At 40.0% G+C, this 17722-nt stretch carries 16 protein-coding genes, 1 pseudogene and 1 riboswitch; of the genes and pseudogenes, 12 read left to right on the forward strand and 5 right to left on the reverse strand.

Translation table 11 applies throughout. The features are described 5' to 3' along the window. Positions 1-65 precede the first annotated feature (65 nt). From C1T21_RS12750 to C1T21_RS12760, 3 genes are all read left to right on the forward strand, one after another. Complete coding sequence (locus tag C1T21_RS12750; RefSeq protein WP_023988632.1) at positions 66-506, forward strand: DMT family transporter; 441 nt, start codon at positions 66-68, stop codon at positions 504-506. Positions 507-527: 21 nt separating this feature from the next. Further along, positions 528-1973, forward strand: coding sequence for a glycoside hydrolase family 1 protein (locus C1T21_RS12755; RefSeq protein ID WP_103048529.1), 1446 nt, complete (start codon positions 528-530; stop codon positions 1971-1973). A gap of 105 nt (positions 1974-2078) precedes the next feature. Further along, positions 2079-3941 carry a beta-glucoside-specific PTS transporter subunit IIABC gene (locus C1T21_RS12760; protein WP_103048530.1) on the forward strand — a complete coding sequence of 621 codons (1863 nt, stop codon included), beginning with the start codon at positions 2079-2081 and terminating at the stop codon, positions 3939-3941. A 350-nt stretch (positions 3942-4291) separates the two neighbouring features. On the opposite strand, the gene C1T21_RS12765 is transcribed toward C1T21_RS12760, so the two are convergent. Together C1T21_RS12765 and C1T21_RS12770 are read right to left on the reverse strand one after the other, a co-directional pair. Continuing rightward, the gene (locus C1T21_RS12765; RefSeq protein WP_103048531.1) at positions 4292-5206 is read right to left on the reverse strand and encodes a dihydrodipicolinate synthase family protein; all 915 of its coding nucleotides are present in this window, start codon (positions 5204-5206) and stop codon (positions 4292-4294) included. 213 nt (positions 5207-5419) lie between these two features. Then, positions 5420-6064: a YczE/YyaS/YitT family protein gene (locus C1T21_RS12770; RefSeq protein WP_103048532.1), complete on the reverse strand. Its 645-nt coding sequence runs from the start codon at positions 6062-6064 to the stop codon at positions 5420-5422. Positions 6065-6178: 114 nt separating this feature from the next. Between C1T21_RS12770 and C1T21_RS12775 the strand changes: the two genes are divergently transcribed. The 4 genes from C1T21_RS12775 (at position 6179) to C1T21_RS12790 (ending at position 8112) form a co-directional block, all read left to right on the forward strand. Further along, the gene (locus C1T21_RS12775) at positions 6179-6631 is read left to right on the forward strand and encodes a MarR family winged helix-turn-helix transcriptional regulator (protein WP_103048533.1); all 453 of its coding nucleotides are present in this window, start codon (positions 6179-6181) and stop codon (positions 6629-6631) included. Between the two features lie 25 nt (positions 6632-6656). After that, positions 6657-7175 carry a spermidine/spermine N(1)-acetyltransferase gene (paiA, locus tag C1T21_RS12780; protein WP_103048534.1) on the forward strand — a complete coding sequence of 173 codons (519 nt, stop codon included), beginning with the start codon at positions 6657-6659 and terminating at the stop codon, positions 7173-7175. An 84-nt stretch (positions 7176-7259) separates the two neighbouring features. Then, positions 7260-7358, forward strand: a riboswitch (guanidine-I (ykkC/yxkD leader). Positions 7359-7452: 94 nt separating this feature from the next. Next, positions 7453-7794 carry a DMT family transporter gene (locus C1T21_RS12785; protein ID WP_103048535.1) on the forward strand — a complete coding sequence of 114 codons (342 nt, stop codon included), beginning with the start codon at positions 7453-7455 and terminating at the stop codon, positions 7792-7794. A 3-nt stretch (positions 7795-7797) separates the two neighbouring features. Next, positions 7798-8112 (forward strand): DMT family transporter, encoded by a 315-nt coding sequence (locus tag C1T21_RS12790; protein ID WP_023988641.1) that lies wholly within the window; start codon positions 7798-7800, stop codon positions 8110-8112. A gap of 102 nt (positions 8113-8214) precedes the next feature. Here the strand turns inward: C1T21_RS12790 and C1T21_RS12795 are convergent, their stop codons facing one another. Continuing rightward, positions 8215-8850: a helix-turn-helix domain-containing protein gene (locus C1T21_RS12795; protein ID WP_103048536.1), complete on the reverse strand. Its 636-nt coding sequence runs from the start codon at positions 8848-8850 to the stop codon at positions 8215-8217. Positions 8851-8902: 52 nt separating this feature from the next. On the opposite strand from C1T21_RS12795, the gene C1T21_RS12800 reads away from it, so the two are divergent. Then, positions 8903-9361: a flavodoxin family protein gene (locus C1T21_RS12800; protein ID WP_180984585.1), complete on the forward strand. Its 459-nt coding sequence runs from the start codon at positions 8903-8905 to the stop codon at positions 9359-9361. Between the two features lie 309 nt (positions 9362-9670). On the opposite strand, the gene C1T21_RS12805 is transcribed toward C1T21_RS12800, so the two are convergent. Further along, entirely contained in the window at positions 9671-10576 is a 906-nt protein-coding gene (locus C1T21_RS12805; RefSeq protein WP_103048538.1) for a LysR family transcriptional regulator, read from the reverse strand. A gap of 136 nt (positions 10577-10712) precedes the next feature. On the opposite strand from C1T21_RS12805, the gene C1T21_RS12810 reads away from it, so the two are divergent. Beyond that, positions 10713-11861 carry an epoxide hydrolase family protein gene (locus C1T21_RS12810; RefSeq protein WP_103048539.1) on the forward strand — a complete coding sequence of 383 codons (1149 nt, stop codon included), beginning with the start codon at positions 10713-10715 and terminating at the stop codon, positions 11859-11861. Between the two features lie 667 nt (positions 11862-12528). On the opposite strand, the pseudogene C1T21_RS12820 reads toward C1T21_RS12810, so the two are convergent. Next, positions 12529-12822, reverse strand: a pseudogene (locus C1T21_RS12820) (carbohydrate-binding protein); the annotation flags it as partial. 343 nt (positions 12823-13165) lie between these two features. Here C1T21_RS12820 and C1T21_RS12825 point away from each other — a divergent pair. The 3 genes from C1T21_RS12825 (at position 13166) to C1T21_RS12835 (ending at position 17078) form a co-directional block, all read left to right on the forward strand. After that, entirely contained in the window at positions 13166-14149 is a 984-nt protein-coding gene (locus C1T21_RS12825) for a LacI family DNA-binding transcriptional regulator (RefSeq protein WP_023988754.1), read from the forward strand. Between the two features lie 200 nt (positions 14150-14349). After that, a complete protein-coding gene (locus tag C1T21_RS12830; RefSeq protein WP_103048541.1) occupies positions 14350-15585 on the forward strand; it encodes an MFS transporter in 1236 nt (411 codons plus the stop codon). An 11-nt stretch (positions 15586-15596) separates the two neighbouring features. Next, complete coding sequence (locus tag C1T21_RS12835; RefSeq protein WP_103048542.1) at positions 15597-17078, forward strand: glycoside hydrolase family 32 protein; 1482 nt, start codon at positions 15597-15599, stop codon at positions 17076-17078. Positions 17079-17722 lie beyond the last annotated feature (644 nt).

The raw sequence follows: 17722 nt of genomic DNA on the forward strand, positions 1-17722 counted from the left end.
TATTGAAGCACTTCGTTCAATTTCCGATTGGCTAATTGATCAAAGTAAGAGAAAGGGGAAAATACATGGCTATCATATTCATAATTTTCGCATTATTGGCAGGAATGGCCTTGCCTACACAATTTAGTGTTAATGCGCAGCTAAGGACGGTGGTGGGATCACCTATTGTTGCTTCGGCCATTTCTTTTACAGTAGGTGCCATCTCATTAATAATCATATCTTTTTTTGTAAAAGGATCGTTGTTCAAAAAAGAATGGTTTGAAGCTCCCTGGTGGATGTGGACAGGAGGACTACTGGGTGCTTTCTATGTATTGGCGACAACCATTCTCATGCCCAGAATAGGAGTAGCAGCTACGGTTGGATACGTTTTAGCTGGACAAATAATCGTGTCGGTGATCATTGATCATTTTGGATTAATTGGTGCTAGTATGCACACTTTGAATATTCCTCGATTATTGGGAGCTCTTTTGGTTATTGCAGGAGTCTTTATCGTACAAAAATTTTAAATACATTTGGGGGAAACATACATGAGCAAAATAAGAAAAGACTTTCTGTGGGGAGGAGCTATTGCTGCTAATCAAGTAGAAGGTGCACATCGCAGGGATGGAAGAGGGTTAAGTACCGCTGATATTCAGCCGTTTATTCCAGGAGCTGATCCTATTGATCTACATTTTAATAACATGGATTCAGAAACATACGAAAAATACAAACATGGGACATATTATTTCCCTAAGCGCCAAGGAGTACATTTCTACGAACGATACCGTGAGTATATCGATGCGTTAGCAGACATGCATGTAAAAACATTGCGGTTGTCTATTTCTTGGAGCAGGATTTTTCCGAATGGAGATGAAACTGTTCCAAACGAGCAGGGTTTGGCCTTCTATGATCGATTATTTGAGTACATGAAAGAAAAAAATATTGAGCCGATCGTCACGATTTTCCATTATGAAATGCCTTTAAATTTGGTTGAGCAATATGGCGGTTGGACAAACCCGAAACTGATTGATTTCTTCGTGAAGTATGGGCAAACCGTCCTGCGAAGATATCATCAAACCGTTAAATATTGGATCATTATCAATCAAATTAACCTTGTCCACAAAGAGGCATTTGCCTCCCTTGGCATACTGAAAGATAAAGTTGATCATTACGAGCAGTCTCAGTTTCAAGCGGTTCATCACCAATTCGTTGCTTCTGCAAAGATTACTGAGTTTGGCCACAAGCTAAATCCATCCCTTCAAATGGGAATGATGTTGGCCGATACATTAACCGCCCCTTATTCATGTGAACCTGCAGATGTCGAACTGAATTTCAGACGGAATCGAATGCAATATTTCTACAGCGATGTTCTGATTCGAGGGGAGTATCCAGAATATGCATTGACGTATTTCGAAGACCATGACATCCAGCTGGAAATTACGGAATCGGAGAAAGAGTTGCTTCGGAACAATACAGCCGATTTCCTTGCAGTCTCTTATTACTGGTCAAATACTGTTAAAGCTAGTGAGAATACGATGGACCCTAATTCTACCGTCAAAAATCCCCATTTGAAAGCGAATCGCTGGGGCTGGTCTATAAATGCTTCAGGATTATATCTCTGCATGTCTAAATATTGGGACAGGTATCATGTTCCCATGATGGTGGCTGAAAATGGTCTTGGATTTAAAGATGTTTTAACAGCGGACAATAAAGTTCATGACGATTATCGCATCGAATACCATCAGGAGCATATTGCAGCACTGAAAGAGGTAATACGTGAAGGGGCAGATGTTTTTGCCTATTGTACCTGGGCCCCTTTCGACATTATCAGTGCAGGTACTGCTGAAATGAGCAAAAGATATGGCTTTATTTATGTGGACTATGATGATGAAGGTAATGGAAATGGGCAATTCCATTATAAAGATAGTTTTTACTGGTATAAGCAAGTTATTGATACAAACGGCGAGGATCTTTATAGAACCACCAACGATTAGGATGAGAATTACTAAATGATTAAGGCACCCCCGGACCATTTTGTATCGTTTCAGTAGTACGGTATGTGGAAAATGGTTCGGGCATTTATAATAGGGGGGACAACTATGAGTTATCAAAAATTGGCAAAGGATATTCTGGATGGCGTAGGAGGAAAAGAGAATGTAAATGCGGTGTGGCATTGTGCCACTAGGTTGAGATTTAAATTAAATGATGTGAGTGCTGCAGATACCAAAAAGATTGAAAACACAGACGGGGTCATTACCGTCGTCAATAGTGCCGGACAGTATCAGGTGGTTGTTGGTAATTCCGTTGCTCAAGTCTATGATGCACTAACATCATTACCTGGAATGGCATTACATGTTTTTAGCAACAATGAAAGCGCTTCAGAAAAAATAACTGGGAAATTTAATCCTGTCAGTCAGTTGATGGATTTTGTTTCGGCCGTATTTACGCCATTTCTGGGAGCCTTGGCTGGATCCGGAATTTTGAAAGGCATTCTAGCTTTATTTACAACAATGAACTGGATATCGACCGACAGTGGTGCGTATAAAATATGGAATGCAGCAAGTGATGCCATTTTCTATTTTTTGCCGATTTTCTTGGCATTTACTGCGGCCAAGAAGCTGAAAGTCAACCCATTCGTAGCCGTTTCGTTAGCTGGTGCACTCATTCATCCGTCTTTAGTAGAGATCGTATCCAATTCACAAACGATTGATTTCTTTGGCATACCGATCATACCAATTACGTATACGGCGTCTGTGTTTCCCATTCTGTTGTCGATTTGGGGCCTCTCTTACTTAGAACCTTTGTTGAACAAATTCTTTCCGGAATCAATTCGTAATATGCTAACCCCTCTGGTTTCTCTAGTGATCATGTTGCCTCTAACTTTGGCTGTTATCGGCCCTGTAGGCACAAAGATTAGTGACCTGTTCGCCATGGTATTGTTGGCAATCTTTGGTTTCTCCCCATTACTTGCTGGGTTGGTTTTAGGAGCGTTCCATCAGTCGATTGTCATTTTTGGAGTCCATTGGGCGCTGATTACGCTGATGATAAACAATGTCGCTAATCAAGGATACGACCAATGGTTGCCAATTGTATGTGCAGCCGTACTTTCTCAAGCAGGTGCTGCTCTAGGCGTATTTTTGAAAACCAAGGATGTCAAAATCAAAGGCCTATCGGGTTCTGCAGCAATCACAGCCATTTTTGGTATCACTGAACCGGCAATTTACGGCGTAACCCTTAAATTAAAGCGTCCATTCTACTGTGCAATGATCGCTGCTGGTATTGGGGGCGCTGTCATTGGATCATTTGAAGTACATGCATCCACATTTACATTTCCTAGCTTGTTGGCTATTCCAACTTATTTAGGCCAAGGTTTCATTGGAGAAGTCATCGGATTGATTATTGCATTCTTTGGAGCCGTCATTTTAACTTATTTCTTCGGTGTTTCGAATAAGAGTGTGACGAATTTGAGTGATCAAGCGAATCCAAACGAGGTTGTGGTACCTGTGAATGGCCAAATTGTTCCTTTAAGCAGTGTAAGCGATGAGGTGTTTGCTTCTCAAGCGATGGGTAAAGGAGCAGGGATTGTTCCAGTTAGCGGAATTGTTACAGCTCCGGTAAACGGAACGGTAAGCAGCGTGTACAAAACCGGGCATGCGATTGGCATTGTATCTGATTCCGGTATAGAACTTTTGATTCATATCGGTATTAATACTGTGAAATTAAAGGGACAACACTTTAAACCATTGGTTGAGGAAAATGACAGAATTCGCATTGATGACAAATTAGTTGAGTTTGACTTGGAGCAAATTAAGGCTGCGGGTTATGATCCTACGGTAATGGTTATTGTTACGAATTCATTTAATTATGATCAAGTGCATGTGAATCTGGAGGATCCAAATTCAAAACAGTTATTACATGTGATTCCTGCAAAATCTAGCGTTTCATCTTCAAATTTGGTTTAACACAGGACAGCATGGATTTGATCTTGGAAGTAAATTGAAAAAACGTATAACAGCCAGCTATAGCTATTATAGCTGGCTTTTTTTAGTAGATAGTTCTGTTGTTAACGAAGAAAAGGATTAAGATATTACGAATGCTTGGGTAGTTCAGCAAAGTATTGGACAATAAGGTCTCGAAATAGCCTTATCGACTTCGAGAGGTAATGAGTCTGCTTCTAGGGCAATGTAATTCAAAGCCTCTGGAACACGTTCAGCACCAATTGCAAATGTGAACCACATCTGTTGTTCCTCCAACACTCATAACGAAAAATTTTACAGCAAACGTGCTTAGTAGTCTTCTCTTCGAAAAGGTATTAGCCGAATGGCCAACAGAATGTTTCTGTAGACTGAAGATCCTTTAGTATGAATTCCAAGTGTTCTCTAGCTGATTGATTCAATGGTTGTAAGGGTAAAGGAAGACTGGGACTTGAAGTCAAGCCAATTATTTCTGCTGCTGCTGAAACAACACGAAGGCTACCATATAGATGAAATAACGTCCAAATCGGTTCAAGTAGCGCCGAGAGTTGTTTCGCTTCTTCAGCAAAACCGTCCTGGGCCAAACGGGTCATTTTTAGGCACGCCTTTGGAAACAAACCACCGAAAACCGAGTACCATGCTTCACAGCCTGCATTCAAGCCAGTGACTGCAAATGAATCTCCACTTACTCCTATAGTTACATGGGGAGGAATGGCTGTTCGCAGTTTTCTAATGCGTGCCTTGGCTGCTTCAGCATCAGAAGGCACTCCAGGAATCTTGATAGAACGAACGTTAGGCAGCTCAGCAATCCGACCGTGCAACTCATCACTGAAATGAAAATGCGAGGTACTCGGATTATCATATACACAAAGTGGAATGGAGAGTGAACTGGTCACCTGTTCATAGAGTAAAAATACTTCTTCATTCGTTAGTGTTTGATAGGAGATAGGGGCTAGCAACACTGCGCTTGCTCCTGCTCTTTGTGCATCTTCCGCTAATCGAAGTACTTCAGAAGTACGAATCGCACTTATACTTGTCATTACGGGAATCCCCTCAGATGAATGGACAGCAAGTCGAAGAACACGTAAACGTTCTTCTCGATTAAGATATGCATAATTTCCAGTTGAACCCAATGCACCAATTGAGTCTACACCAGCTGCAACTAATCGTTGAATTAGTGTCACAAATGCTTTTTCGTTAATACCTGTCTCGTTAACTGGGGTGAGTGGAAAAGCAGATAATCCACGGAACATAAAACTACACTCCTTTATTAATTGACCTTCAAAATACAAACACATTATAAAAATGAATTAGACACAATTAAAGTACCAATTGTGAGACAAATAACAGTACCAATTCTTCTAGACAAACTTAAGTACAAAGTACATTTCTGTATCGAAATCAACGTTATGATATTACATCTTTTAACGGATCAGGTTAGTTGAACAAGAAAGATAAAAAGCTTTCTATATAGAATGCTTTTTATCTTTCTCATGAATTAGTGATGTATTAGAGTGTGTTAATATGCGGTCAAGTACTTTTTCAGTAAGTGGCATAAAGTAATTGAGTATTAGCCCCCCTAAACAAACGGTTAACAAAGTTCCAATGCCAATGGGTCCATTTAAAATGAATGCTATGATCAAGAATATAAGATAGATGAATGTTCTCGAAAAAAATAGATTTGTTTTAGTTAATTCTTGTATGATTAATGTTAATCGGTCAACTGGAATTGGTGCAAAATTTGTCTGTAAATATGTTGCAGTTCCTAATCCTACAACAACTAAACCAATTCCAAAACAAACAACTTTGCTGTACCATAGTTCAGGTGTTATCAAATTGTGTAATAAAAAAAGCCACATATCAATACCAATACCCGTTATAAATGCTGTTAACAACCCCAAAACTTCTGGTCTTTGTCTTTTTAAAAGCGAATTACAACATATCAATATTATAGCTATTATGATTTCCCAACTTCCCACAGTAAGCCCCACATTTATGGACAGTCCTACCAAAAGTGCATCAAAAGGTGAAGTCCCAAGGTCTGATTGTATAGTGAACGAAATTCCAAGGGATAATATAAAAATTCCTAATACGAAAAAAACATATTTCACTTTACTCGACCTCTTTAGTATAATTTTATGTTGCAAATGCAATAAAAATAAGGTAAATTCAATATATATCATTTTTATTGCATTTGCAATAAAATAGGTGCGAAGGAGTTAACTATGAAGGAAGTACTTCGTGAAATTGGAATGATCGCAAGGGCATTAGATTCTATAAGTAATATAGAATTTAAAGAATATGACCTTACAAAAGGGCAGTATTTGTACCTTGTGCGAATATGTGAAAACCCAGGAATCATTCAAGAAAAGTTAGCTGAGATGATAAAAGTAGATCGAACAACTGCATCTCGTGCTATAAAAAAACTTGTAATTAATGGATTTATTGAAAAGAAAAAAGATAACCATAACCAAAAAATTAAAAAACTCTTTCCAACAGAGAAAGGGAACAATGTTTATCCTTTTATAAAAAGAGAAAATGATTATTCCAATAACGTTGCATTGGAGGGATTTTCGGAAAGAGAGATAGAAACCATTTTCAATCTTCTTCAAAGAGTGAGAGAAAATATAGGGGAAGACTGGGAATTTGTAAAAAAGGGGAACAAGAGAAATTATTGATTTTCATGAAGGAGCGATACATTAAGTGACTGTAAAAATAATAAAGTGCAGCCGTGAAGATTTACAAATACTCCAGGAAATAAGTATTGAAACATTCAACGATACTTTTAAAGATCAGAATTCACCTGAGAATATGAAAACCTATCTGGAAAGAGCATTTAACTTTAAGCAGTTGGAGGAGGAATTGTCCAACGTCTCTTCAGGAATCTTTCTCATCTATTTTAATGAAGAACTTGCTGGATACTTAAAGGTAAATATGAATGATGCTCAATCCGAAAAAATGGGTGATGAGTCGCTCGAAATTGAGAGAATTTATATAAAAAACAAATCTCAAAAACATGGGCTTGGTAAATATCTGCTAAATAAAGCTATGGAAATTGCGATGGAACATAATAAAAAGAAAATCTGGCTCGGTGTATGGGAAAAAAATGAAAACGCCATTGCTTTTTATAAGAAAATGGGGTTTGTTCAAACTGGCGTACACACTTTTTATATGGGTGATGAAGAACAAATTGATTTCATAATGACCAAAACAATGATATAAGTTTAGGATGATATACGAATTCTTATTATTTTTTATATTGTAATTGATTCACTACTGTGTATAATGTTAACTAAAATTGAATTCAAAAATGTTTTCTAGGGTTCCGCGATGTAATATCGGCTGGTCCGAGAGAAAACTCACAGTCGTTGTACTGTGCCACGGAGGGATAAAAGCCTGGGAGAAAAACTGCTGTATGCAGTATTCTCTCAGGCTTTTTTTATTGCTGCTATAAATCCATACTACATTTGCAGCATTATCAAAAAGGAGGAAGCACAGAATGAACAAGACATGGTTATCTGTTGTAGTTGCGGCATTATTCGAAGTTGGATGGGTCATCGGCCTGAAACATGCCAGCGGCTGGTTAGAGTGGGGGGGCACTTTAGTTGCCATTTTAGTAAGTTTCATACTCATGATTATGGCTTCCCGTACGCTTCCGGTAGGTACGGTGTATGCAGTATTTGTCGGGTTGGGAACGGCCGGCACTGTATTAGCAGAAATTTTGTTGTTTGGTGCTGAGGTACAGGGATCTAAATTGTTGCTAATTGGGGTGCTTCTGCTCGGAGTTGTAGGGCTCAAAATACAGAGCAAAGAGAAGAAACAAGGAAAAGAGGTGCACTAACGTATGAACTGGGTATTTCTTATTTTGGCAGGCGTATTTGAGATGATGGGAGTTCTCATGATTAATAAGCTCCATAAAGACCGGAATTTCCTGTCTGCTTTTTACTTGCTTGCAGGCTTTGGATTGAGCTTCTTGTTTCTATCCCTGGCCATGGAAACACTACCAATGGGAACGGCCTACGCTGTCTGGACCGGTATTGGAGCTTCTGGCGGAGCCATATTGGGCATGATCTTTTACAGTGAACCGCGTAATACCGCGAGAATTCTGTTCATCGCGATGGTACTCGGTTCAGCAGTTGGCCTAAAGCTGGTAAGCTGAATAATGATGGAATTGGAAAAATTAAAGAAAATAGATAGAAAAGACCAGAATGCAGACAAAGTATCGATAAGAAATTTTGTCTGCATGTTTTTTTGCATTTCTTTACCCTTCTATACTCTGATCTTTAGGATCGCCGCGTTGTGTTTTCAGTTTTAGAAAATGAAGAGTCAATTGAAGTTTCAGGCGAATATCACCATCGCTTAGATCAATCTCAAAAAGCTCACGTATCCTGTTGATTCGATAGAACAAAGTATTTCTATGAATAAAAAGTGTTTTAGCAGCAATATTTGGAGTATCCACATATTCAAGATAGGCTTCAAGGGTGGGCAGCAAACTTGTTTTGTGGGCATTGTCATAAGCAATTAACTTTTGGATAACCGGATGGCAGAAGTCAGCGAGATCGTTCTGTTCCGATATGATCTTTCCAATATGCTCGCAGAGATAGTCCTCATACATATACACTGGCTTGTTAGAATTAAGTTGGAAACCAATCTCAATGGCGGTTAGGCATTGCTTATAATATTTTCGCAAAAAAGTTAAATGACTAAAGCAGTCACTTAGCGAAGCAGTTAATCCGTTTACTTGGAGAAATTCCAGAATTCGTTTGTCTTCAGCAATGATTTTACAGGATGAATCAACAAGGGAAATGAGAAATACAATACGTCCTTGATATACGATCCAACGGCTATCCGGAAGTAATTTATGCGAAATCAGTGGGAAAAGCTGAAACTCTCGCATGGATCTGCTTCAGAATCTATGCCTAACAACTATAAACTGCAGGAGGACATTAATGAAAATTTTAGGGATCAGTTGCGGTAGAAGAATGAGTAATTCAGAAATCCTTGTCAAGGAAGCTCTGATGGGTGCTGAAGAGATAGGTGCTGAGGTAGAGCTTATACGTCTTAATGACCTGCAAATTAAACCTTGCACTGGTTGTAATGCTTGTGTAGTGAGCTTGCTTGAAAAGTGTGGCTCAGGAGATTGTGTGATAAAGAACGATGATTTTGGATTTATTGAAGAAAAAATAATGGAATGCGACGGGTTAATTTTGAGCTCAGCCATTTATGAGAAGAGTCCGAGTGGACTGTTGAAGACTCTGAATGACCGGATGGGCCCCTCCCATGACATTGCCTTCCGAATGATTGCCAAGAAGCAACGCGAAGAAAGAGGAATAACTACGGGTAAAGGCCCAGATGAACGAAGCTTTAAACCAAGAGTGGCTTCTCTTATAGCTGTGGGGGGGGAGTGAGTGGGATACACTTGCACTGCCAATGCTCCATCTTTTCACGCTGCCGATGCAAATCAATGTTGTAGACAAAATGCTAGTCAATTGGGTTGGTTTGCCTGGATCGGAGTTTGGAGAAAAGGGACCAGTGATGTTACACGCAAAAAAAAGGGCCTCTTTTGAAGGATCCAGCATGAAGGCCGTCTTTTTAATGTCCTCCGAATACCATTACTCAGATGTCATTTTATTACCTAAAACGATATTTCATGCAGCCAAAGGCAAAAAGAATATTATGATTCGAGTAGATAATACCAATTATCCAACAAATGGTGATCATCTTGATCTTTCGATCCCGTTATCCGTTTCACGTATCGACTTTATAACAAGTTCAGAGAAAGCTTTCACTGTTGGAGATAGCCACTTTTTCTTTTTAATCAGCATATGGGAGTATATCGGATCGAACTTTTCGGAATGACTTACAATTTTAAGTTTTCCTCTATCCACGTCTTCTTTAACTGTAATATAAGGCAAAAAAGAAAATCCAAGCCCACTCATAACGGTTTGTTTAATCGCCTCTATACTCCATAACTCCATGGTTTGAAATGGATGAATATCATGCTTTACAAGATATCTTTCAAACATGGTCCGATAACTACAGCCTTCTTCATTCGTAATAAAAAAATGGTTGGTGTTCTCTCTCTTATATTCATCGAAATGGTCTGGGCCGTCATTGCTGCACACCAGGACAATGTTCTCCTGGGTCAAAGAATAATGGATGCATTTTTCCGGATGTATTTCAGGGTAGACCATCAAAGCCACATCTACGCGTCCACTGATTAAGTCAACCTGGTTTTGTTCACATGTACCGTTGGTAAGGATGAATTTGACATGAGGATATTTCAAAGAGAATTCCCTTATAATCGGACTTAATCTAGAAATCGTTAAAGACTCTGGTGCAGCCACCTTAACAACACCTTTAACTTCCTGGTTACTTCGTATATTTCTAATCTGGTCATGAGTAGCCAGTAGATCTTCTGCCAGAGGTATTAATTCTCTCCCTAATGGAGTAAGTTTCAAATGCCTTCTTTCGTAAGTGAAAAGCTCCCCGCCAATCTCTTCTTCAAGCGACTGTATATGGGCAGTGATCGTGGACTGAGTGTATCCCAATTGCGATGCAGCCCCCGTATAACTTCCGATTTCGATAATCGTCTGAAATGTAATAAGGTGTCTAATTTCCATCGGTGTTCTCTTTAGGTTTAATTTCTATCGATAAAAATGATAATGATTTTGAATATTTCAATTTTATTAATGAACAGATCCATCATACAATAGAATCCTTCTGATCGTAAATAATCTACAAGGGAGGAAACAATGAATGGAACCGTTCAAAATTTCAATTCCAGAGCAACAATTGCACGATCTATCTATCAGACTAAAACAGGTTCGATGGTCTTCAAGTTTCTCTATAGAACCATGGGCTCTGGGGACAGACTATTCCTTTTTGAAGAAATTAGTTGATTATTGGGGCACGGAATACAACTGGCGTGAACAGGAAGCATGGTTAAACCGTTTCCCGCAGTTTATGGAACATGTGGATGGCTTCGATATACACTTTGTGCACGTCCGGGGTGAAGGCACATCCACACAACCACTGTTGTTGACTCATGGATGGCCAGGATCATTTGTAGAGATGTTAGAACTAATCCCTTATCTAACAACTCCGTCGCTATATGGTGGACATGCTGAAGAGGCTTTTGACGTGATTATTCCCTCATTGCCAGGCTTTGCATTTTCGAGTAAACCCACACGACCAGGAGTGGGGTCCAAATACGTAGCCACGCTTTGGGCAAAACTTATGGGTCGTTTGGGTTACGAAAGGTATTTGGTTCAGGGAGGGGATATTGGAGCAGGGGTTTCAACATGGTTAGCATTCATGTACCCCGAACGGGTAAGGGGACTTCATCTCAATTATATTCCTGGAAGCTACAAGCCACCCCTCACTCCGAATACACCATCTGTTAGCGAAGAAGAGCAAGCTTACTTTGACATCGTAGCTGAGTGGTTGGAGCGAGAAGGTGCTTATAGCGCCCTTCATAGAACGAAGCCGGAAACACTGGCTTTTGCACTAAGTGATTCCCCAACCGGTCTTGCCAGCTGGATGGTAGAAAAATTTCAAGGTTGGAGTGACTGTGACGGAGATATGGAAAGGTCTTTTTCACTTGATCATATCCTCACCAACATATCGATTTATTGGTTTACCAATTCGATTGCCTCTTCCATACGAATATATACTGAAGGTACCAAAATGCCACTGCATTTCACCGAAGGTCAGCGTGTTACTGTTCCAACGGGGGTTTCCTTGTTTCCCAAGGAGCTGCCCACGCCTCCCCGAAGCTGGGTAGAACGCGTCTATAATATTACGTACTGGGAGAAAGCGAATAAAGGCGGTCATTTCGCCGCTATGGAAAATCCTAAATTGTTTGCCGAACATCTAAATCATTTTTTTCATTCACTAAGCATCTGATAGTCTCTATCCTTGAGAAGGTTATGAACCACCAGTACCAACTCCAAAAAGGTATAAACAATATAATGGATCTTGAGACGCAATTATCAGAAGTTTCAAATAATTATGATTTTAAAGGAATCAATATATATTGATTATCCAGCAATTAGTCACAAGTAACTTTTGAAGCTACGGGTAAATGAAAAGGAGATTTCTCGTCTTATAAAAAGACGTATGATCCGGTTGTGGGAGTCATCGTTTGCATAGGTGTCATAAACATGGTTTACAATCTCCCAGTTCACGAGATCGAAGGATTTCAAAATGGGAACATCGGCATAGATAAAAGGATTGTTGAATGTGGAAACGGACGATATGCTGTCCATAGAGAGCATTGTCATAAGCAGTGGAAGTACTACTAAGAGTGAGCCTACTTTTTTCAACATATTCTTACCTCTTGATCGTTGTAGTATCGTGATCCTGTTCTCCGAAGAAGTGCAGAGCTATATATGAAGGGACCCATTAAGATAAAAGTATGCTCGAGATTACTGCTGGGAGCTTCCATAGCAAATCCCGAGCACCAGAGGGTGTTTTCCATAGGCTGCACTTGCAAGTCACTGAGGATGAAGTATCCAGACAGTCTCAATCTAGTCAACAATAGGACTAAGACAACTACTGTTTTTACGAGCGATTACAATGAAAATTCAATGAAATCCACGTAAGCATCCCAGGTTCCGTCATCGCTCGTCAAGGTGAGTTTGACCTCCTGATCTCCGGTAGCGTGAGTAATGTTGGACAAGGTTTGGACAGTCGGCGTTTTGCTCGTGAAATAAAAGGAACCTACAGTTGCTCCTCCAATAACCAAGTCCACTTTGGCCGTACGAGCATTGCTTGAAGCCCCCCGTACTGAGATATTATGCGTAGGGTTGGCAAAATACTGTGAGTATGATGCGTAGTCGTCAGTGCCATACAAAGCAACCCCTTCACTTGATAGGTTTATTCTACAAGCCCTTATTTTTTCTGTCCAACTAAGTGTAGCCGATCCATGTACACTTCTCAAATTTCTGAAACCTCAATTCACTAAGAGGGACAGAGAAGAAATTTAGAAGGTTGTTGTAACATATGAAGAGCATGATGTACGAAACATCAGCTAACAATATATTTACGTATTATCCTATTCGTTCTTCTGTCGCCAAAGAGATTCTTATAGGGGGACAAATCTGAAGAATAACCCATAAGATTGCTCCAGCATGTTTTTTCCCATTTAACCATGTTAAAATGAAAAAAATAATTAGAGATATGGCATGGAGAGAAGGCAGGGAGAATCAATGAAACCAAAACTTAACGATGTTGCACAATTAGCTGGAGTTTCACCGACTACGGTTTCTCGCGTACTTAATAATCGTGGCTATATCAGTCAAGAAACGAAGGATCAAGTTCATAAAGCGATGCAGGAACTGAATTATTTACCAAATGATGTGGCTCGGTCATTATTTAGTAAACGAACAAATCTGATTGGATTAATCATTCCAACTACAAGCAACCCATTTTTCGGAGAGCTGACTTTTCATATAGAGAATATTTGTGCGTCATTAGGCTATAAGTTATTGCTTTGTAACAGTTTGAATCAGTTGGATAAAGAAGAATCTTATGTGGATATGCTTATGCGAAATCAAGTTGACGGTATTATCGTTGGTACACACAACCGAGGTATCGTAAATTATGAACAGAAGAATATTGCCGTCATTGCGATCGATCGCTTCCTATCCGATTCAATCCCAGTTGTAGGATCGGATAATTATATGGGTGGAAAGCTGGCGTCAGAACTGCTTATTGAAAAGGGGTGCAAGCATATCTTACACATAAATGGCCCTGTTGAATTAGAGACACCGGCAAGCTTAAGAAGAAAAGCATATGAAGATGTGATGGAGCAGTATGGTCGAAAGGCAATTACCTATGAAGTACATGATCCCTTCCACCAACAGAATCACGATGAACCGATTAAACGCTTGCTCGATGAACATCCTGAAGTAGATGGATTGTTTGCGAGTAATGACTTGGTGGCTGCGTCTTTTATTGCTAAAGCAAGAAGAAGAGGAAAACGTGTTCCTGAAGATATTCGCGTAATTGGATATGACGGAACAGAAACAACCCGCAATCTTCTCCCTGAATTAACGACAATTCAGCAACCAATACAGGAGATCGCGAGATCTTCCATAGAGTTACTTATTAAAGAAATTGAAGGTGGATTCAGTGATGTCCCGCGAGAAACCTATCTACCAGTGAAACTGATTGAAGCTAGTACAGCTTAATACAATTTCCATAGTTCTCAGCATTGTGATATAAGGTGGAGCTATCCTTATTAGAGTAATTGAAATCAAAGAGGAGAGCTCTTTTTCTTTCGGAAATATGTCAAGCGGTTGACATATGAAAGCGGTTGACATATAATCGATCTGTAAATACGGAAGTGCTTTCATTTACATTAAATGTTCAACTTAGAGGAGCGTTCGATATGAGAAAGTCAAAGAGCATGTACTGGAAACTAAGTGCCTATTTCTTCTTTTTCTTCTTTACTTGGTCAGCAAGTTATTCATTGTTCTCCATCTGGCTAGGGCAAGAAATCAGTCTGAATGGTGCTGAAACAGGTGTTATCTTTACTGTAAACGCTATCTTTGCGCTATGTATGCAACCGCTTTATGGCTATATATCTGATAAAATCGGATTAAAGAAGCATATTTTATTTCTAATCAGTTCTTTGCTCTTATTTGTTGGTCCTTTCTATATCTTTATCTATGGGCCGTTACTTCAATACAATGTATTCCTCGGCGCCATTGTAGGTGGATTATACTTGGGTATTTCTTTTTTGGCAGGGATCGGAGCCATCGAATCTTATGTCGAGAAAGTCAGCCGAAAATATGACTTTGAATACGGAAAATCTCGTATGTGGGGCTCGCTAGGTTGGGCAGCAGCAACGTTTTTCGCTGGTCAGCTCTTTAATATCAACCCTAACATTAACTTCTGGATTGCATCCGTATCTGCTGTCATTCTGTTTATCACTATGATGACTATTAAAGTTGAAATGACAGATTCCGAGATGGAGCGAGCAGAATCCGTTAACTTTAAGCAAATCGGCCATTTGTTTGCAAATAAGCATTTGTGGTTCTTCATTTTATATGTTCTTGGTGTTACCTGTATTTACAATGTGTATGACCAGCAGTTCCCGAATTACTTTTCATCGACGTTCTCAACGGTTGCATTAGGCAATCAAGTTTACGGTTACTTAAATTCCCTACAAGTGTTCTTGGAAGCAGGCATGATGTTCCTAGCGCCTTTCATTGTCAACAAAATTGGAGCAAAAAAGGGTCTGATATTGGCAGGGTTTTTGATGGCGTTCCGGATCATGGGTTCAGGCTTAGTTATTGGACCTTATGGAATCTCAGCTATGAAATTGATTCACGCATTGGAACTGCCAATCATGCTGATTTCTGTATTTAAGTACTTGGCTGCAAATTTCGATACGCGTCTGTCTTCGATCTTGTATCTGGTGGGATACCAGTTTACGAGTCAGGTAGGAGCTTCGATCTTCTCGCCAATCGCCGGTATGTCTTATGACATTAGAGGCTTTGCAAATACGTACGTGATTATGGGTGTTTTCGTATTTGCCTTTACAACAATCTCAATCTTTACCTTAAAGAAAGAACCGAAAAGGCTGAATCCCAAGCCTAACAAGCATATTGAAACAGCATAGGAGGAAGAAAGATGAACACATATAATAACAATACGAAGCAAGCTGAGGAAGCATTGAAACAGGCAGAAGCGAAAATGAACAAGCGGTACCGATTAGGTTATCATATTATGGCACCAGCAAACTGGATTAACGACCCAAATGGATTAATTCAATTCAAAGGTGAATATCACGCCTTCTATCAGCATCATCCTTATGATGAGAACTGGGGCCCAATGCATTGGGGCCACGTGAAGAGTAAAGACCTTGTACATTGGGAGCATTGTCCGATTGCATTAACGCCTGGAGATGCGTGTGACCTTGATGGTTGCTTCTCAGGAAGCGCAGTAGATAATAACGGCGAACTGACATTGATCTATACTGGCCATCACTATATTGATCAACCAAACAATATCTTTTTCCAAAATCAAAATGTGGCAGTAAGCACAGATGGCATTCATTTTACAAAACTAAGGCAGAATCCTGTAATCGCTGAACCTCCGACAGATAGCTCGCAGCATTTCCGTGATCCGAAGGTATGGAAGCATGAGGATACATGGTACATGATCCTAGGTAACAGCTCGAAAGAAGATCTGCCGCGTGTTATTCTATATACATCTCCTGATCTTAGAACCTGGACCTATCATGGTGTGCTTCTGCAGGGAGATAAGAATATGGGCTTCATGTGGGAGTGCCCTGATTTCTTTGAACTGAACGGTAAGCATATATTTATGTTCTCCCCACAAGGTATTGATGCGCAAGGAGATAAGTACAATAACTTGTTCCAGACAGGATATTATGTTGGCGAATATAATTATGATAGTAATGAATATAAGCATGGAGAGTTCATCGAGTTGGATAATGGTCATGACTTCTATGCGGTTCAAACTTTTCTAGATGATCAAGGTCGCCGCATTGCGATTGGTTGGATGGATATGTGGGAAGCGGATATGCCGACGAAAGCAGACGGCTGGTGTGGAGCAATGACGATCCCACGTGTAATTACGTTGGGTGACAATAATAAAGTACTGATGACTCCAGTTGAAGAAATGAAGTTACTTCGTCAAAGTAAACATGTTTTGTATCAATATGGCGCTATTTCTGGAAGTTACTTGACGGAAGTTGAAGCGGATCTGCTTGAAGTGAAGGTCGTGTTCGACCTGACGAAGTCAAGTGCAGACCTGGTAGGCTTGAAGCTTCGCGGAACAGGTGAGGAGGAAACAGTTATCACTTATTCTATCCCGGGTCAGAAACTTATGCTTGATTGTTCTAAATCAGGCAAAAAGACGGATGGAGTACGTCAAACAGCCTTCAATGCTGAGGGACAGCTGACATTGCACGTATATCTGGATCGCTCATCCATTGAAATGTTTGCGAATGAAGGGCAAGCTACGATGACAAGTCGCATCTATCCGAGTGAGAAATTGCTAGGCATAGAAATCATAACAGAGGGTGGAGAGGCACTAGTAAATGGGCTGACATATTGGAAATTGAAAGATATATGGCAAGCTGAATAACTCAATGAAAAGGTTGCTTTCTGAGTCCTTGTAATGACTTAGAAAGCAACCTTTTCTTGTTGATCTATACTTAAAATTCTCCGTTTTGCATCCAAACGTACAGACCGTTAGATAAGATGAGTGGAAGAACAGACCCCGATGTACATTGACACAAAGTTCCCTGCTGTATAAAGGAAAGGGGGGTAAGATGTATCGCTTATTAATTGTGGATGATGAAATGTGTATCGCGGATGGAATAAAATCAAGTGTGCAGTGGGAGCGTGTCGACTTTGCGTTGATGCTGAAGCCGATCCTCAAAGATTAATTCCGATTGCGCCGTGCTGGAAGTGGAACGCCTCCATCTATTACGCACATTGTGAATATGCAAAAGAAAGCGCAGCAACAACAATTATTGATTTTCTACAACCTTGCGGGAAGATCCCGAAATACGAATAGGTGCGATTGAAGCACAGACATGAAATTCATATGCGAAGTCGGCAGCGTAGGCATATTTCCGGGACCAAAGTTGATACAGATTTTAGATCGTTCTAATGATGATTCATCACAAGCCTTGGTTTTTCAAGATGCATCATGCAATCTGACAATAGATGTTCATTAAAGTGGCGGCATCCTTTAGGAAGCATGAAAACGGTCAGGGAAAAAAG

This window comes from Paenibacillus sp. F4 (assembly GCF_002894905.1).
In the GTDB taxonomy this organism is placed as follows: Bacteria; Bacillota; Bacilli; order Paenibacillales; family Paenibacillaceae; genus Paenibacillus; species Paenibacillus polymyxa_B.